Here is a 15,691-nt window from a genome sequence, read left to right as displayed (position 1 = left end):
GCACGCACCATGGAAATCCTGAACTACGCCTTCATGCAGCGGGCGCTGCTCGCCGCCGTCCTCGTCGGCATCACCGCGCCCGCGATCGGCATCTACCTCGTCCAGCGCCGCCAGGCCCTCATGGGCGACGGCATCGGCCATGTCGCGATGACGGGCGTCGGTCTCGGCTTCCTGCTGTCGTGGTCCCCCGTCTGGATGGCCACGCTCGTCTCCGTGCTCGGCGCGGTGCTGATGGAGCTGATCCGCTGGTACGGCCGCACGCGCGGCGACATCGCGCTGGCGATGCTCTTCTACGGCGGCATGGCGGGCGGTGTGATGTTCATCAACCTCTCGCCGGGCGGCTCCAACGCCAACCTCACCTCGTACCTCTTCGGCTCCCTGTCCACGGTCTCCGAGGAGGACGTGACGGCGATCTGCCTGCTGGCGGCCTTCGTGGTGCTGGTCACCCTGGGCCTTCGGCGGCAGCTGTTCGCCGTCAGCCAGGACGAGGAGTTCGCCCGGGTCACGGGCCTGCCGGTGCGCGCCCTGAACCTGCTCACCGCGGTCACGGCGGCGGTCACGGTGACCGTCGCGATGCGCGTCGTCGGCCTGCTGCTCGTCTCCGCGCTGATGGTGGTGCCCGTGGCGGCGGCCCAGCAGCTCAGCCGCAGCTTCGCGGCCACGTTCGCGATCGCGGTGGCCATCGGCGTCACCGTGACGCTCGGCGGCACCGTCACCTCGTACTACCAGGACGTGCCGCCCGGCGCGACGATCGTGCTGCTCACCATCGCCGCGTTCGTGCTGCTCACGGCGCTGGCGACGCCGCTGGCCAAGCGGCGCGCGAAGGCCGCGGGGCGGCCCGTGGGCGACCCGGCGGAGTGCGTGCTCACGGAGTCGGCGGAACAGACGGTTCCGGCCGGCCGCGGTGGCTGAAGGGGGCCCGGAGTCCGGGCGACGTCTGACCGGGCCGGGTCCGTGCTGGCACAATGGCCCGGCAAGGCGCACACCTGAGGAGGAGGCGACGGTGACGACCGCTGGACCCGTACGGGGCCGTTCCACCCGGCAGCGTGCAGCCGTGGCGGCGGCGCTCGACGAGGTCGACGAGTTCCGCAGCGCGCAGGAACTCCACGACATGCTCAAGCACAAGGGCGACTCGGTCGGGCTCACCACGGTCTACCGCACCCTGCAGTCCCTCGCCGAGGCCGGCGAGGTCGACGTCCTGCGCACCACCGAGGGCGAGTCGGTGTACCGCCGGTGCTCGACCGGCGACCACCACCATCACCTCGTCTGCCGCCTCTGCGGCAAGGCGGTCGAGGTGGAGGGCCCGGCCGTCGAGAAGTGGGCGGAGGCCGTCGCCGCCGAGCACGGCTTCGTGAACGTGGCGCACACGGTGGAGATCTTCGGCACGTGCGCGGAGTGCGCGAGCGCCTCCGGCGACTGACCGGGAACGGGTGGGGCGAGGGAACCGGTGACGGTTCCCTCGCCCCACCCGTGTGTTCAGCCCTGCTCCGGCCGCCCCCGCATCGCCCGCTCCATCGCGAGCAGCTCCTCGTTCGGGACGGCGCCGCCGAAGCGGCGGTCACGGGAGGCGAACTCGACACAGGCGCGCCACAGGTCGCGGCGGTCGAAGTCCGGCCACAGCACGTCCTGGAAGACCATCTCGGCGTAGGCGCTCTGCCAGATCAGGTAGTTCGACGTGCGCTGCTCGCCGCTCGGCCGCAGGAACAGGTCCACGTCCGGCATGTCCGGGTAGTACAGGTACTTCGCGAAGGTCTTCTCCGTGACCTTGGACGGGTCGAGCCGCCCCGCCTTCACGTCCTCCGCGAGGGCCAGCGCCGCGTCCGCGATCTCGGCCCGGCCGCCGTAGTTCATGCAGAAGTACAGCGTGAGCCGGTCGTTGTCCTTGGTCTGTTCCTGGGCGACCTGGAGCTCCTTGGCCACCGACTTCCACAGCTTGGGCATCCGCCCCACCCAGCGCACCCGCACCCCGAGCTCGTCGAGCTGGTCGCGCGTCTTGCGGATGAAGTCCCGGTTGAAGTTCATCAGGAAGCGCACCTCGTCCGGCGAACGCTTCCAGTTCTCCGTGGAGAAGGCGTACAGGGAGATGGCGCCCACGCCCATCTCGATCGCGCCCTGGAGCACGTCCATGACGCGCTCGGCGCCGACCTTGTGGCCCTCGGTGCGCGGCAGCCCCCGCTCCTTGGCCCAGCGGCCGTTCCCGTCCATGACGATCGCCACATGCTTCGGGACCAGCTCACCGGGGAGCTTGGGCGCGCGGGCACCGGACGGGTGCGGCTCCGGCGTCCTGTACTCGCGGCGCTGACGCCCCAGGAACCCGCGTACGGCCATGTGCTTCACGTCTCCTAGCGATGATTCGGTTCGGCCTGAGTGGCTACTTGGTGGCTACTTCTCCACGTAACGCAGCGAACGCAGCCCGCGTTCAAGATGCCAGTGCAGATACGCGGAGACGAGCCCGCTGCCCTCCCGCACGTACCGCGCCTCGCACGCGTCGGCCGTCGCCCAGTCTCCTCCGAGCAGCGCCCCGAGCAGCGCGAGGGCCTGGGGAGACGGTACGACACTGCCGGGCACCCGGCAGTCCACGCAGACGGAGCCGCCGGACGCCACCGAGAAGAACCGGTTCGGCCCTGGCATCCCGCACCGGGCGCAGTCGCCGAAGCTGGGCGCGTACCCGTTCACGGCGAGGGAGCGCAGCAGGAAGGCGTCGAGCACGAGGTGCGGTGCGTGCTCGCCACGGGAAAGAGTCCGCAGCGCCCCGACGAGCAGCAGGTACTGCTGCACCGCCGGCTCGCCCTCGTGATCGGTGAACCGCTCGGCCGTCTCCAGCATGGCCGTCCCGGCGGTGTAGCGGGCGTAGTCGGTGACGATCCCGCTCCCGTACGCCGCGATGGTCTCACTCTGTGTGCACAGCGGCAGCCCGCGCCCGACCAGCTCGCTGTTCCGCGCGAAGAACTGCACGTCCACGTGGGAGAACGGCTCCAGCCGGGCCCCGAACTTCGACTTGGTGCGCCGCACGCCGCGGGCCACGGCCCGTACCCGGCCGTGACCCCGCGTGAGCAGCGTGATGATCCGGTCCGCCTCACCCAGCTTCTGGGTGCGCAGCACGATGCCGTCGTCGCGGAACAGACTCATGCCGTCCATTCTCGCCCACGGCGCCGGCGCCTAGGGCACTTCCCCCCGGCTGCGGGCGTTCTCGTAGGAGGTGGCCGCGCGCAGCCGCTCCTGCGCCGTCGCGGCCCGTACGTCCGCGGGGTCGCAGTCCCACTCCCGCCCGCCGCCGACGGGCCGGAGCTGGACGTACGGCCCTTCATGTCCCATGACGCGGCCCACCTCCCCGGTGGTGATGTCGACGGCGTACGAGCCGACCGGCGGCGTCGGCCCGCTCCCCCGCGTGACACTCATCGCAGGGCCGCCGCGAGGCGCGCCGCGGCGTCCACGGAACAGCTGCCCAATTCCACCGGCGGACAGGGCGCCTTCCGGGCGAGAGCCTCCGGCTCGATCCGCAGTGCCGGCAACATAATTCCCGCGTCCGCGAGCGCCTGCCGCAATTCCTCCACCGTTTCCTCCGCCTCTTCGACGCAGCGCGCCGAGTGTCGTCCCCCGCCTGCTGCACATGCTTCCTTCACGGTGCTCCCCTGCGTTATTGAGTTTCATTCTTCGCACCTCCAGGATGACGCCGTATGCCTACACTCGGCACTCGTCCGCGCTCTACAAGTTCAGGGCAGTACTTGGGGGTTGGCCATGGCCAATGGTTCGCAGGGTTCTCGGCAGGCGGCGTGGGAGTTCTTCGGCGCGGAGCTGAAGAGGCGACGGGAGAACGCGGCGCTGACGCAGGTCGAGTTGGGCGCCCGGGTATTCGTTTCCGGCGGTTACATCGGTCAATTCGAACAGGCCATTCGGAAACCTCAGCCGGACGTGGCCCAGCGGATCGACGAGGTTCTACAAACCGACGGTTTTTTCGAGCGAACATGGCGAAAGCTGATTGATGACAAGCGATATGCGGATTATTTCGCGGCGGTCGTGGAGCTGGAGCGGACGGCGACGAAGATCTGCGAGTTCGCGCCGACGTTGGTGCCAGGGCTGCTGCAGACGGCTGCGTACACGCGGGCGGTGACGCTGGCGACGAGTCCCTTCGCCACCGACGCGTATGTGCACGACAAGGTGGCGGCCCGCACCGAGCGGGCGCACATCCTGGACGACGCCACGAGGCCTGAGTACTGGGCGATCCTGCACGAGAACGTGCTGCGCGTTCCGGTCGGCGGCCACGGAGTGATGGCCGACCAGCTTGCCCATCTGATCGCGACGGCACGTGCCCGGCGCGTTCTGATCACCGTCATCCCGTGCGCGGCGGGAGCGTTCGCCGCCATGGCCGGGATGATGACCTTGATGGAGTTCGACGACGCCCCGCCGACCGCCTATACAGAAGCCGTGTATTCGGGCACGTTGCTCGACGATCCGGCCCTGGTGAAGCGCATGCGCGGAACCTACGATCTGCTCAGGGTCGCCGCGCTGTCACCGGAGGCGTCCCTCGCCCTGATCGCATCGGCGGCTGAGGACTACAGACGATGTACGAGTACGACCTGAGCAAGGCTCGCTGGCGCAAGAGCAGCTACAGCGACGGCAACGGCGGCAGCTGCATCGAAGTCGCATACGACTTCCCCGGCGCCGCCCGCTGGCGCAAGAGCACCTACAGCGACGACAACGGCGGCAGCTGCGTCGAAGTCGCCGACGGAGTCCCCGGCCTCGTCCCCGTCCGCGACAGCAAGGTGCCGGACGGTCCCGTGCTGGTGGTGGGGGCGGCCGCCTGGACGGAGTTCGTCCGTACCGTGCGGTCAGCCCACCTTGCGTAGGTCCCCGTCGTCGAAGACGGCGACCATGACCAGGCTGCCGCCCAGCGCCTCGACGTACCGGGCGACCACGTCCGTTCCGGAGACGTGACCGCTCTCGATCTGAGAGATCCGCCCCTTGCTCACGCCCATGCGCTCGGCCACCTGCGCCTGGGTGAAGCCGCGCTCCTGCCTCATGTCCACCAACCGCCAGGCCTGGGCCTCGGCAAGCATGCGCCGGGCCCCCTCCAGGAACGCCTCCGGGCCACCAGCCAGCTCTTCGGCCCGCTCACGATGCCCACTGGCCGACCACCTGACGTTTCCGCTCACCTCTCCGACTCCTTCTTCCGATCGGCCACGTACTCCGCGTACCGGAGCTCGGCCAGCGGGATCGCTTCCTCGTACCAGGTACGCCAGCTACCGGACTTGTCACCGGCGATCAGCAGGATCGCCGAGCGCCACGGGTCGAAGACGAACAGGATGCGCACCTCGCTCCGCCTACTCGAACCGGGCCGGAGCTCCTTGAGATTGTGCAGGGTAGATCCCCTGATCCGGTCCACAAGCGGCCGGCCTTCGGCGGGCCCGTGGCAAGCGAGGATCCAGATCGCCTGATTGACGAGCACGTACGACTCCGGGTCGCTCTTCTCAAGGTCGTTCAACCACTGATCCACCTCGCTGGTCAGGTAAACGTCCCACTGCTCTGCCACCTTCGGCCCTTTCAGCGAGTTTAGCATTCACTAAACTCGATGAAAGGGCCGCACTGGGCAAGAACCCGGGAGCTTCACCCGTCCGGGGTGAACCTCCCGGTCAGACGAACCGCCGCACATACCTCCGCTGCCACGGCGTCTCCACCGCGCGCCGGTCGTAGTGCTCGCGCACGTACGCCACCGCCTCGCCCGGAGGCACCCCGTCCAGTACCGCCAGGCAGGCCAGGGCCGTGCCCGTGCGGCCGCGGCCCCCCTCGCAGGCGAGCTCGACGCGTTCGGTGAGGGTGCGGGACCAGGCGTCCCGGAGGACGCGCGACGCCTCCGCGTGGTCGGCCGGGAGGCGGAAGTCCGGCCAGGGGAGCCAGGTGGAGTCCCAGGGGACCTCGGGGGGCCGGCTGCCCAGGAGGTACACCCCGTACGTGGGGGCCGGGCCGTCCGTCGGGAGCGGGTGGCGCAGGCCGCGGCCGCGTACGAGGCGGCCGGAGGGGAGCTTCAGCACACCGGGGGCGGTCGGGGTCCAGAGGTCAGCCATCGGATCAGCGTACGAACAAGAGCCGGGTGGCGCCCCGGGTTTCAGCCCGCTTCCCGCGACTCCCGCGCCGCTCGTGCCTCGATGCCCCGGAAGTGGTCCGCCATCGCCCGCTGTGCCGCCTCCACGTCGCGGGCGCGCAGGGCCGTGACGATGGCGCGGTGGCGGGCGACCGTCAGGTCGGGGGCCGGGTCGTCCGTCCAGCCGCGGGCCCGCGCGACCCGGCGGAACACCGTCCAGAAGGCGCCCAGCAGCTGCGGCACGAGCGCGTTGCCGAGGGACGCGTACAGCAGCTCGTGGAACTCGCGGTCCAGTTCGGGGAAGGGCTCGCCCGCCCGGCCCGCCGCCTCCATGCGGTCGACCGCCGCTTCCAGGCGGTCCAGTTCCGCGTCCGTCAGCGTGGCCGCGACGCGGCGGATCAGGCCCTCCTCCAGTACCTCGCGGACCTGGAGGATCTCCGCCAGCGCACCCGTTCCGTCATCGGAGCGGGCGAGCGTGCGGAAGGTCAGGCCGTCGGCCAGCGGGGTCAGGGACGCCTGGCCGACGTACGTGCCGTAGCCGTGCCGGATGTCCACTATGTCGAGGGCCTGGAGCGCCTTGAGGGCCTCGCGGACGGAGTTGCGGCTGACGCCGAGGTCCTCCATCAGCTCCGTCTCGGTGGGCAGCGGGGCACCCGGGCCGAGCCCGCGGTCGAGGATCAGCTGCATCACGTCGCGCTGGATCCGCCCGCTCACCCGCCGCTCGGGCCGGTGCCGGTTCCCGGTGTGCTGAGACATGCGCCGCATCGTACGCCGAGGCGGACACGCCACCCCTGCGCGCTCCCTTGACCCTCCCCGGACCCCCTCCTATGGTCGCGTAGCCCCCTGTGACGTAGGACGTCGTATCTCCTCCCCCCACCTCTCGCTCCTCTCGCTGGAGGATCCGTGCGCGACGCGACCGACGACGATGACGTACCGGCGCCGCACCGCCGGGCGTTCCTGAGGTACTCCGGAGCCCTGGGCGCGGCCGCCGCGCTTCCCGCCTCGCTGTCGGGCTGCTCATGGGGGCCGGAGTCCACCATCGCCACCGGAGGCGGGGGCGGGGGTGGGAACGGCACGCTGACCGCCGTGATCGGTTACGGCAACGACGGCAGCTGGGACCCCGCGCAGACCGCGTCCGCCTTCTCCATGGCGGCCAACCACCACATCTACGAGGGCCTCCTCGACACCGACCCCATCTCGCGCGAGCCGTACGCGGCGCTCGCCACCGAGGTGCCGGGGGACGCGGACCTGCGCGGTACCTCCTGGAAGTTCACGCTGCGCTCCGGGGCCACCTTCCACGACGGGAAGCCCGTCACCGCCGACGACGTCGTCTTCGTCTTCGACCGCATCCTCGACCCGGGCACGCAGACCCTCGCCAAGGGCTTCTTCGCGAGCTGGCTGGAGGACGTGCGGAAGACGGGCGAGCGGAGCGTCGAGCTCGTACTGAAGTTCCCCTTCCCGGACGGTCTCGCCCGGCTCACCCTCGCGAAGATCATGCCGAGGCACGTGTACGGGCGGCCGGGCGGCTGGGAGGACGCCGTCGCGGGCAAGGCGGTCGGATCCGGGCCGTACCGGCAGACCGCGCACCACCCGAAGTCCAACACCACCTTCGAGGCCTTCGACGGCTACGACGGCCCGCGCCCGCCCGCCTTCAAGCGGATGAACTGGCTGACCGTCGTCGACGCCGCCCCGCGCGTCGCGAAGATCTCCGGCGGCAGCGCGGGCGCGCAGATCGCCGACAACATCCCGTACGCCAACATCGACCGGCTGGAGCGGAGCGGCCTGACCGTGGGGAGCGGCTTCGGGATGAACAACCTCTTCCTGATGTTCAACACGGAGCACAAGCCGTTCGACGACGTACGGGTGCGGCAGGCGCTGCACTACGCCATCGACACCGAGAAGATGGTGGAGGTCGCTCTCAAGGGGCACGGGAGGCCCGCGAGTTCCTTCCTGAACGAGGCCAATCCCGGCTACCGGCGGGCCAAGACCGTCTACGGCCACGACCCGGACCGGGCGAGGGCGCTGCTGAAGCAGGCCGGGGTCAGCAGGCTGAACGTCGAGATCCTCGCCGTCAACGTCAGCTGGATCGTGGACTGCCTGCCCACCATCAAGGCGTCCTGGGACGCGATCGGTGTCGAGACCACGCTGTCGCCGCAGGAGACCACGGCCGTCTTCACGAAGCTGGACCAGAGGCGGGACTACCAGGTGGTGGCAGCGGCGTCGAACCCCAACCAGTTCGGCCTCGACGCCGACCTGATCATGCACTACAACTACGGCCCCGGGAACCTGTGGATGGGGTACACCCGCTGGGCCGACGACCCCGTCGCGCAACAGTTGTTCCGGGACATGGAGCGGGCGACGCGCGAGCCCGACCCGCGGCGCAAGCGCGAGATGATCCAGGACTACATCGACGTCGTCGCCGAACAGGCCGTGCTCTACCCGGTCGTCCACAACGAGCTGATGACGGCGTGGGACCCGGCTCGGCTGTCGGGGATCAGAGCGCAGCCGTACCCGGGTATCAACCTGCTTCAGGCAAAGTGGGCGTGATCCCGTGACCGCCGTCCTGAGGATCCTGCTGCGCCGGATCGCCCTGCTGGTCCCGCTGATGCTCGGCATCGTGCTGTTCGTGTTCCTCGTCATGCGGTTCTCGGACGTGGACCCGGCGTCGGCGTTCTTCCAGGGCGCCAATCCGACGCCGGAGCAGCTGCACGCGTTCCGCGAGGAGCACGGCCTGCTGGACCCGCTGCCGGTGCGGTACGCCGCGTTCGTCGGCGATCTGCTCCACGGTGACATGGGCATCAGCGCGCTGACCCGCGAGCCGGTGGTCGACCAGGTCTTCACGGCCCTGCCGCTCACCCTCCAGCTCACCTTCCTGGGCCTGGGCATCGCGGTGGTCCTCGCGCTGCTCGGCGGGGTGACGGCCGCGATCCACCGCGACCGGCTGCCCGACCAGCTCATCCGCGTGGTGTCGCTGACCGGGGTCGCTGCGCCCGGATTCTGGCTGGCGCTGCTGATGATCCAGTACCTGGCGGTGGACCGGGGCTGGTTCCCGTCCGGCGGATACATCAACCCGGCCGACTCCTTCACCGGCTGGCTCAAGACCATGACGCTGCCCGCGCTCGCGCTGTCGCTGCCGGTGGCGGCCCAGCTCACCCGGATCGTGCGGACGGCGGTGGTGGAGGAGCTCGACAAGGACTACGTACGGACCGCGATCGGGAGCGGGCTGCCGCCGCGGGTCGTGGTCGGGCGGAACGTCCTGCGCAACGCCCTCGTCAACCCGCTCACGGTCCTCGGGCTGCGCGTGGGCTATCTGCTGGGCGGCGCGGTCGTCATCGAGACGATCTTCTCGCTGCCGGGGATGGGCAAGCTGATGATCGACGCCGTGAAGAACGGCGACCCGGCCGTCGTCCAGGGCGTGGTGCTGACCACGGCGGCCGGCTTCGTGGTCGTCAACCTCGTCATCGACATCCTCTATCTGCTGGTCAATCCGCGACTGCGGGAGGCGAACCGATGACCGGCCCGAAGACGACCGGCCCGAAGACGACCGGCTCGAAGACGTCCGCTCCGAAGCCGGCCGGAGCCCTCTTCACCCGCAGGCGCCTCACGGACGCGCTCTCCCGCCCCGGCATCCGGCTGCGCGGTCGGCGGCGGCTGCCCCTCCTGTCCCGGATCGCGGTCTGCTTTCTGGCCGTCGTGGTCCTGACGGCGCTCCTCGCGCCCCTCCTCGCCCCGCACGACCCGCTGGACCAGCTGCCGCTCGTCGACGGCACCGGGGCGCCGTCCGCCGGGCACTGGATGGGCCAGGACAGCCTCGGCCGGGACATCCTCAGCCGGCTGATGTACGGGGCCCGCTGGTCCCTCGCCATCGGGCTCGGCGCCACCGCGCTCGCCCTGGTCGCGGGCGCGCTGACCGGCGCGGTCGCCGCGACCTCGCGCAGGGCGGTGGACGAGACGCTGATGCGCTGCCTGGACGTGGTGATGGCGTTCCCGGGCATCGCGCTGGCGGCGGTCCTCGTCGCGGTGTTCGGCGGCGGGATCACCGTGCTGATCTGCGCGATCGCGTTCCTGTTCACCCCGCCCGTCGCACGCGTCGTACGGGCCAACATCCTCGACCAGTACGGCGAGGACTACGTGACCGCCGAGCGGGTCATCGGGGCACGCACCCCGCACATCGTCCTCCGGCACGTGGCCGTCAACTGCGCCGCACCGATCCTCGTGTTCTGCACGGTGCAGGTCGCGGAGGCCGTCGTCTTCGAGGCGTCGCTGTCGTTCATCGGGGCGGGGGTCAGGCCGCCGGACCCGTCGTGGGGCAGCGTGATGGCGGACGGCAAGAACATGGTGCTCACCGGCGGCTGGTGGGCGACCGTGTTCCCCGGGCTGCTGATGCTGGTCACCGTGCTGTCGCTGAACATCCTGTCGGAGGGGGTCTCCGACGCGTGGGCGGCGCCCGCGCCCCGCGAGGTCGAGCCGCGCGCCGCCGGACGGGACCGGCTGGAGACGCCCGAGCCCGGGACCGGGAGGGTGCTCGAACTCCCCGGGCTCCCGGATGCGGCGCGGCGGCTGCGCGCGAGGGCCCGGCCGCTGCCGGGCGCGGGCCCGGGCGGCGGGCAGCCGGTGCTCGCCGTCGAGAACCTCTCCATCGGCTTCCCGGAGCGGCACGGCGGCGTGGACATCGTGGACGGCATCGGCTTCGAGGTGCACCCCGGTGAAGTGGTCGGCCTGGTCGGCGAGTCGGGCTGCGGCAAGTCGCTGACCGCGCTGGCGGTGATGGGGCTGGAACCGAAGGGCGCCCGGGTGCGCGGCCACGTCCGGTTCGCGGGGCGGCAGCTCGTCGGCGAGCCGATGCGGGTACGGCGCCGGCTGCTCGGCCACGAGATGGCGATGATCTACCAGGACGCGCTGTCCTCCCTCAACCCGGCGATGACGATCCGCGCCCAGCTGAAGCAGGTCGTCCGGCGGGGCGGCTGGCGCACCCCCGCCGAGCTGCTGGAACTCGTCGGTCTCGACCCGGACCGCACCCTGCGCGCCTACCCGCACGAGCTGTCCGGCGGCCAGCGCCAGCGCGTCCTGATCGCGCTGGCCCTGTCCCGCGAGCCGAAGCTCATCGTCGCCGACGAACCGACGACGGCCCTGGACGTGACCGTGCAGGCGCAGATCATCGAGCTGCTGCTGCGGCTGCGCGAGGAGCTGGACTTCGCGCTGATCCTGGTCAGCCACGACCTGGCACTCGTCTCGGCCGTCACCGACCGGGTGATCGTGATGTACGGCGGGCGGATCGTGGAGACGGGCGTGACCGCCGACCTGGTCGAGTCCCCGGCCCACCACTACACGCGCGGCCTGCTCGGCAGCGTGCTGTCCCTGGAGTCGGGCGAGGAACGCATGACGCAGATCAGGGGCACGGTGCCCGCCCCCGCCGGATTCCCCGCGGGCTGCCGGTTCGCCGACCGATGTCCGCTGGCCACCGAGGTCTGCGTGACCACGCGTCCGGACCTCGCCGGCACCCCGCACCACGTGGCGGCCTGCCACCACCCGGCGGTCGAACTGGTCCCGGCCGACAGCGAGGCCCTGCGATGACGCCCTCCCCGTCCTCCACGTCCTCCACGGAGACCCCGCTCATCGCGCTGCACGGCGTGCACGTCGTCCACCGGGCCCGCAGCGGCGGCCTGTTCACCCGCGACCACGTGTACGCCCTCACCGGCGCCGACCTCACCGTCGCGCCCGGTGAGACGGTCGGCGTGGTCGGCGAGTCCGGCTGCGGCAAGTCGACGCTGGCGAAGGTGCTGGTGGGCGCGGAGCGGCCGGTCTCCGGCACCGTGCTCCTCCGGGGCCGTGACCTGTGGGCCATGAAGCCGGCCGAGCGGCGCGCGACGGTCGGCCGCGGCACCGGCATGGTCTTCCAGGACCCGTCCACGGCGCTCAACCGGCGCCTGCCCGTCCGGCGGATCCTGCGCGACCCCCTGGACGTGCACAGACACGGCACACCCACCGAACGCGAGGCACGCGTACGGGAGCTGATGTCCCTCGTCGGCCTCCCTCCGGCGCTCGCCGACGCGCTGCCCGGCCAGCTGTCGGGCGGCCAGCGCCAGCGCGTCGCCGTCGCCCGGGCGCTCGCGCTCGACCCGGACCTGGTGGTGGCTGACGAACCGACGAGCGCGCTGGACGTGTCGGTCCGCGCCCAGATCCTCAACCTCCTGCTGGACCTGAAGGAACGCCTCGGCCTGGCCCTGGTGTTCGTGTCGCACGACATCCAGACGGTACGGCGGATGAGCGACCGCGTGATCACCATGTATCTCGGCCGGATCGTCGAGGAGGCCCCGGCCGGCGAGGTCACCGACCGCGCCCGGCACCCCTACACCCGGGCGCTGTTCTCCGCCACGCCCGGCCTGCTGGACCCCGTCGACCCGATCCCGCTGACCGGGCCCGTGCCGTCGGCGACCCGCCCGCCGAGCGGTTGCCCGTTCCGTACGCGCTGCTGGAAGGCCACCGAGATGTGCGCCGACGCATTTCCGGACGCATCACCCGGAACCACCCCAGGACACCGCTTCCGGTGCCACCATCCGGTGGAGGAAGGCCGGCCCACGCGGGAACTCGTCGCCCAGGCCGCCGCGGTCACGGCCGGCCCGCACGGACCGACGAAGCCCCCGAGGGAGTCCCCATGACCTTTCCCGCCCCGCTGACCGGTGTCGTCCCGCCCGTCTGCACTCCGCTGACACCGGAACGCGAGGTGGACGTGGACTCCCTGGTCCGGCTGGTCGACCATCTGGTGGACGCGGGGGTGCACGGGCTGTTCGTCCTCGGCTCCTCGTCGGAGGCGGCGTATCTGACGGACCGGCAGCGCCGGCTGGTCGTGGAAACGGCCGTGGCCCGCGTGGCCGGCCGGCTCCCCGTGCTGGCCGGGGTGATCGACATGACGACCCCGCGGGTCCTGGACCAGGTGCGGTCCGTGACCGGGGCGGGCGCCGACGCGGTCGTGGCGACCGCCCCCTTCTACACCACCACCCACCCGGCCGAGATCGCCCGCCACTTCCGGCTGATCGCCGCCGGATCCCCGGTGCCGGTCGTCGCGTACGACATCCCGGTCGCCGTCCACACCGGGCTGGACGCCGATCTGGTCCTGGACCTGGCGGCGGAGGGCGTGCTGGCCGGGCTGAAGGACTCCAGCGGCGACCTGGCCGGCTTCCGGGCCGTGGTGACGGGGGCCAGGACCCGCCAGGACATCACCGGCTTCAGCGCCCTGACCGGCTCCGAGCTGCTCGTCGACACGGCGCTGGCGCTGGGCGCCGACGGCGCGGTGCCCGGCCTCGCCAACGTCGACCCCGCCGGCTACGTACGCCTGTACGACCTCTGCCGCGCGGGCGACATGGAGCGGGCCCGCGCCGAACAGGAGCGGCTGTGTGCCCTGTTCCGGATGGTCGGCGTCGGCGCGTCCGACGGCCGGATGGGCGGCAGCTCGTCCGCGCTCGGCGCCTTCAAGGCCGCGCTCCGGCTGCGGGGCGTCATCGCCTGCGAGGCCACGGCCGAACCACAGGTCCCGCTGTCGCCGGGCGAGGCGGAGCGGGTGGGCAAGTACCTGGCGGCGGCCGGTCTGCTGTGAGCCGCGGGGCTACAGGTCCACGACCCGCAGCCGCCGGAAGACGATCCGCTCGTACGGGCCCTTCTCACCGGTCTCGTACAGCACGCCCACGTGGCCGCGGCCGAGCGGGACCAGGTCGGAGTAGGCGGCCGGCTGCGAGGACAGGGTCAGGGCCTTGGTGAAGCTCTCGCCCCCGTCGTCGCTGCGCCAGACGGCCATCGACCGGCGCTCGGTCGGTACGGACGGGCCGGAGAAGAGCAGGGGCCCGTCCTGCATCTGGACGGTGCTGCCCTGGACCACCGGGACGTCGTTCAGGGTGGGCTGGACGGTGTACGGGCGGTCCAGGGTCTCGCCGCCGTCACTGGAGTACGCGTCGAGGCGGTTGCCCTCGCCGGTGCCGTTCTGGTCGCGGGCGCTGAAGTACAGGCGCCCGTCGGGGAGTTCGGCCGCGCTGCTCTCGTTGGAGTTGTCCGTGCCGTCGTACGAGTCGTCGACGAAGCCCAGGTCCCAGGTCAGGCCGCCGTCGTCGGAGTGGAGGGCGTGGGCGCCGTAGTACTTGGCCTCCTCGCCCGTGTCCGTGGAGCCGGCCGGGGGTGGGTCGGAGTGGTTCGCGGGGATCACCAGGCGGCCGTACAGCGACTCGCTGGTGAGGGCGACCCCGTGGCCGGGACCGGTCGCGTACCAGCGCCAGTTGCCGTGTCCCACCGAGTTGGTGATCTCGCGCGGGGCGCTGAAGCTGCGGCCGTCGTCGCGGCTCATCTGGACGAACACCCGGCGGCCCTGCTCCGAGGTGACCTCGCCGCGCATGATCTCCGCCTCGGTCACCTCACCGCTGTTGTAGCTGGTGACCAGCACGATCCGGCCGGTCCTCGGATCCACCACGGGCGCCGGGTTGCCGCGCGTGTCGCCCTCGCCCGCCGTCACCACCCGCTGCGGCCCCCAGGTGCAGCCGCCGTCGGTGGACCGCCTGAGCACCACGTCGATGTTCCCGGTGTCGCCCGCGCCGTCGCGCCGCCCCTCGGCGAAGGCGAGCACCGTGCCCGCCTCGGTCCTGACCACGGCCGGGATGCGGTACGAGGCGTAGCCGGAGCGGCCCGCCTCGTACGGCACGGAGGGCGGGCATCCGCGCGCGGACGCGTCCGCATCGGCCTTGACGGTGACGGTGAGGGCGGTGAGCAGTCCGGCGGCGACGATCGCGGCGACCGTACGGCTTCTGCCCGGCAGGGCGGGAAAGGCTGGCAAGGATGGTTCCCCGGAGGTGGGATGTCGGACGTCCCGGGAAACCTATTGCCTCTCACACGTCACGGCAACATCTCACGAAGGCGTCCGGGCCGCCGCCTGGAGCAGCCGGGTCACCTCGTCCGCCTCGATGGTGAGGGCGGCGCCCACCGTCGCCAGGACGTCGCGTTCGGCCGGGGTGTACGGGCCGTCGGCCAGGGCGATCCGGGCGCCCTGGAGCAGGATGGACTCGCGGCCGGCGGGGGCGAGGTGCGGGGCCAGCGGGTCCAGGGCCTCATGGAGCTCTATGGCCAGACCCGCCCCGCAGGGCTCGCCGAACACCCGGCCCGTGTCGGCGGCCAGCGCCTCGACGAGCGCGCCGAGCTGGCCCTCCGTGCAGTCGTCGAAGCCGGCGGAGCGCACCGCGCCCGCGGCGGTCGTGAGGGAGGAGGGGGCACAGGGGACGCAGGCCGCGAGGACGGCCAGCGCGACCGTGTGCACGGCGTCGCGCAGCATCGCCGAGAAACGGGTCGTCGTCGGGTGGTCCAGCGCGTCGGTGCCGTAGCGGCGGCGGCAGGCCGCGCACTCCACCGTCGGGCCGGTCTCCCCGCGCGGCACGAGGGGGATGCCGACGAGGGTGAAACGGCGCCGGCCCATGAGGCGCTGGTAGTTGCGGTCGCCCCCGCAGCCGGGGCAGAAGAACTCCCCGTCGCCGACGGCCGTCCACGCGGTGCGGACACCGAGGGCGCGGTTCAGCCGGAGCCTCACGATCGCGCGGCGCGCCGTGCCGGAGTGCGGTACCCGGCTCGCCGTGCCGTGGC

The 15,691-nt window shown here is 71.7% G+C and carries 18 protein-coding genes; 9 read left to right on the top strand and 9 right to left on the bottom strand.

Features of this window, described 5'->3' with window-relative positions:
• Positions 1–9 precede the first annotated feature (9 nt).
• The gene (locus tag IE242_RS21560) at positions 10–912 is read left to right on the top strand and encodes a metal ABC transporter permease (protein ID WP_189861715.1); all 903 of its coding nucleotides are present in this window, start codon (positions 10–12) and stop codon (positions 910–912) included.
• Positions 913–1,003: 91 nt separating this feature from the next.
• Positions 1,004–1,420, top strand: a complete 417-nt coding sequence (locus IE242_RS21555; RefSeq protein ID WP_189861713.1) for a Fur family transcriptional regulator — start codon at positions 1,004–1,006, stop codon at positions 1,418–1,420.
• A 56-nt stretch (positions 1,421–1,476) separates the two neighbouring features.
• On the opposite strand, the gene IE242_RS21550 is transcribed toward IE242_RS21555, so the two are convergent.
• The 3 genes from IE242_RS21550 to IE242_RS21540 are packed head-to-tail and all read right to left on the bottom strand — an operon-like array spanning position 1,477 to position 3,399.
• Positions 1,477–2,328: an isoprenyl transferase gene (locus IE242_RS21550; protein WP_189861712.1), complete on the bottom strand. Its 852-nt coding sequence runs from the start codon at positions 2,326–2,328 to the stop codon at positions 1,477–1,479.
• Positions 2,329–2,382: 54 nt separating this feature from the next.
• Positions 2,383–3,129, bottom strand: coding sequence for a DNA repair protein RecO (gene recO / locus IE242_RS21545; RefSeq protein WP_189861710.1), 747 nt, complete (start codon positions 3,127–3,129; stop codon positions 2,383–2,385).
• 30 nt (positions 3,130–3,159) lie between these two features.
• Complete coding sequence (locus IE242_RS21540) at positions 3,160–3,399, bottom strand: hypothetical protein (RefSeq protein ID WP_189861708.1); 240 nt, start codon at positions 3,397–3,399, stop codon at positions 3,160–3,162.
• 339 nt (positions 3,400–3,738) lie between these two features.
• Here IE242_RS21540 and IE242_RS21535 point away from each other — a divergent pair, with 339 nt between their 5' ends.
• A complete protein-coding gene (locus IE242_RS21535) occupies positions 3,739–4,581 on the top strand; it encodes a helix-turn-helix domain-containing protein (RefSeq protein ID WP_189861706.1) in 843 nt (280 codons plus the stop codon).
• Positions 4,563–4,847, top strand: coding sequence for a DUF397 domain-containing protein (locus IE242_RS21530; protein WP_189861704.1), 285 nt, complete (start codon positions 4,563–4,565; stop codon positions 4,845–4,847). The genes IE242_RS21535 and IE242_RS21530 overlap by 19 nt, the downstream gene beginning before the upstream one ends.
• Here IE242_RS21530 and IE242_RS21525 read toward each other — a convergent pair.
• The 4 genes from IE242_RS21525 to IE242_RS21510 all read right to left on the bottom strand — a co-directional run bounded on the left by IE242_RS21525 (position 4,830) and on the right by IE242_RS21510 (position 6,844).
• Positions 4,830–5,153 carry a helix-turn-helix domain-containing protein gene (locus IE242_RS21525; RefSeq protein WP_030570171.1) on the bottom strand — a complete coding sequence of 108 codons (324 nt, stop codon included), beginning with the start codon at positions 5,151–5,153 and terminating at the stop codon, positions 4,830–4,832. The two genes, IE242_RS21530 and IE242_RS21525, sit on opposite strands and share 18 nt — an antisense overlap.
• The gene (locus tag IE242_RS21520) at positions 5,150–5,530 is read right to left on the bottom strand and encodes a type II toxin-antitoxin system RelE/ParE family toxin (protein ID WP_229859218.1); all 381 of its coding nucleotides are present in this window, start codon (positions 5,528–5,530) and stop codon (positions 5,150–5,152) included. The genes IE242_RS21525 and IE242_RS21520 overlap by 4 nt, the downstream gene beginning before the upstream one ends.
• Positions 5,531–5,630: 100 nt before the next feature.
• A complete protein-coding gene (locus IE242_RS21515) occupies positions 5,631–6,062 on the bottom strand; it encodes a protein-tyrosine phosphatase family protein (RefSeq protein WP_189861700.1) in 432 nt (143 codons plus the stop codon).
• 41 nt (positions 6,063–6,103) lie between these two features.
• The gene (locus IE242_RS21510) at positions 6,104–6,844 is read right to left on the bottom strand and encodes a FadR/GntR family transcriptional regulator (protein ID WP_189861698.1); all 741 of its coding nucleotides are present in this window, start codon (positions 6,842–6,844) and stop codon (positions 6,104–6,106) included.
• Between the two features lie 138 nt (positions 6,845–6,982).
• On the opposite strand from IE242_RS21510, the gene IE242_RS21505 reads away from it, so the two are divergent.
• The 5 genes from IE242_RS21505 to IE242_RS21485 are packed head-to-tail and all read left to right on the top strand — an operon-like array spanning position 6,983 to position 13,673.
• Positions 6,983–8,626 (top strand): ABC transporter substrate-binding protein, encoded by a 1,644-nt coding sequence (locus IE242_RS21505; protein ID WP_189861696.1) that lies wholly within the window; start codon positions 6,983–6,985, stop codon positions 8,624–8,626.
• 4 nt (positions 8,627–8,630) lie between these two features.
• Entirely contained in the window at positions 8,631–9,593 is a 963-nt protein-coding gene (locus tag IE242_RS21500; RefSeq protein ID WP_189861694.1) for an ABC transporter permease, read from the top strand.
• Positions 9,590–11,653, top strand: a complete 2,064-nt coding sequence (locus IE242_RS21495; protein WP_189861693.1) for a dipeptide/oligopeptide/nickel ABC transporter permease/ATP-binding protein — start codon at positions 9,590–9,592, stop codon at positions 11,651–11,653. Before IE242_RS21500 ends, IE242_RS21495 begins: the two co-directional genes overlap by 4 nt.
• A complete protein-coding gene (locus IE242_RS21490; RefSeq protein ID WP_189861691.1) occupies positions 11,650–12,738 on the top strand; it encodes an oligopeptide/dipeptide ABC transporter ATP-binding protein in 1,089 nt (362 codons plus the stop codon). The genes IE242_RS21495 and IE242_RS21490 overlap by 4 nt, the downstream gene beginning before the upstream one ends.
• A complete protein-coding gene (locus IE242_RS21485) occupies positions 12,735–13,673 on the top strand; it encodes a dihydrodipicolinate synthase family protein (protein ID WP_189861689.1) in 939 nt (312 codons plus the stop codon). Before IE242_RS21490 ends, IE242_RS21485 begins: the two co-directional genes overlap by 4 nt.
• Positions 13,674–13,682: 9 nt before the next feature.
• Here the strand turns inward: IE242_RS21485 and IE242_RS21480 are convergent, their stop codons facing one another.
• Together IE242_RS21480 and IE242_RS21475 are read right to left on the bottom strand one after the other, a co-directional pair.
• Positions 13,683–14,831, bottom strand: a complete 1,149-nt coding sequence (locus IE242_RS21480) for a sialidase family protein (protein ID WP_373299556.1) — start codon at positions 14,829–14,831, stop codon at positions 13,683–13,685.
• A 135-nt stretch (positions 14,832–14,966) separates the two neighbouring features.
• Positions 14,967–15,641, bottom strand: coding sequence for a TerB family tellurite resistance protein (locus tag IE242_RS21475; protein ID WP_229859239.1), 675 nt, complete (start codon positions 15,639–15,641; stop codon positions 14,967–14,969).
• Positions 15,642–15,691: the final 50 nt, after the last annotated feature.

Source organism: Streptomyces poonensis (assembly GCF_014650915.1).
GTDB classification, from domain to species: domain Bacteria; phylum Actinomycetota; class Actinomycetes; order Streptomycetales; family Streptomycetaceae; genus Streptomyces; species Streptomyces poonensis.
Note: the sequence above shows the minus strand (reverse complement) of the source record. Positions and strands in the feature narration are given on the sequence as shown.

Coding starts and splice junctions, on each gene's coding strand:
- IE242_RS21535 (WP_189861706.1), top strand. CDS start 3,739: ATGGCCAATGGTTCGCAGGGTTCTCGGCAGGCGGCGTGGGAGTTCTTC.
- IE242_RS21530 (WP_189861704.1), top strand. CDS start 4,563: ATGTACGAGTACGACCTGAGCAAGGCTCGCTGGCGCAAGAGCAGCTAC.
- IE242_RS21550 (WP_189861712.1), bottom strand. CDS start 2,328: ATGGCCGTACGCGGGTTCCTGGGGCGTCAGCGCCGCGAGTACAGGACG.
- IE242_RS21510 (WP_189861698.1), bottom strand. CDS start 6,844: ATGCGGCGCATGTCTCAGCACACCGGGAACCGGCACCGGCCCGAGCGG.
- IE242_RS21495 (WP_189861693.1), top strand. CDS start 9,590: ATGACCGGCCCGAAGACGACCGGCCCGAAGACGACCGGCTCGAAGACG.
- IE242_RS21560 (WP_189861715.1), top strand. CDS start 10: ATGGAAATCCTGAACTACGCCTTCATGCAGCGGGCGCTGCTCGCCGCC.
- IE242_RS21540 (WP_189861708.1), bottom strand. CDS start 3,399: ATGAGTGTCACGCGGGGGAGCGGGCCGACGCCGCCGGTCGGCTCGTAC.
- IE242_RS21515 (WP_189861700.1), bottom strand. CDS start 6,062: ATGGCTGACCTCTGGACCCCGACCGCCCCCGGTGTGCTGAAGCTCCCC.
- recO (WP_189861710.1), bottom strand. CDS start 3,129: ATGAGTCTGTTCCGCGACGACGGCATCGTGCTGCGCACCCAGAAGCTG.
- IE242_RS21490 (WP_189861691.1), top strand. CDS start 11,650: ATGACGCCCTCCCCGTCCTCCACGTCCTCCACGGAGACCCCGCTCATC.
- IE242_RS21485 (WP_189861689.1), top strand. CDS start 12,735: ATGACCTTTCCCGCCCCGCTGACCGGTGTCGTCCCGCCCGTCTGCACT.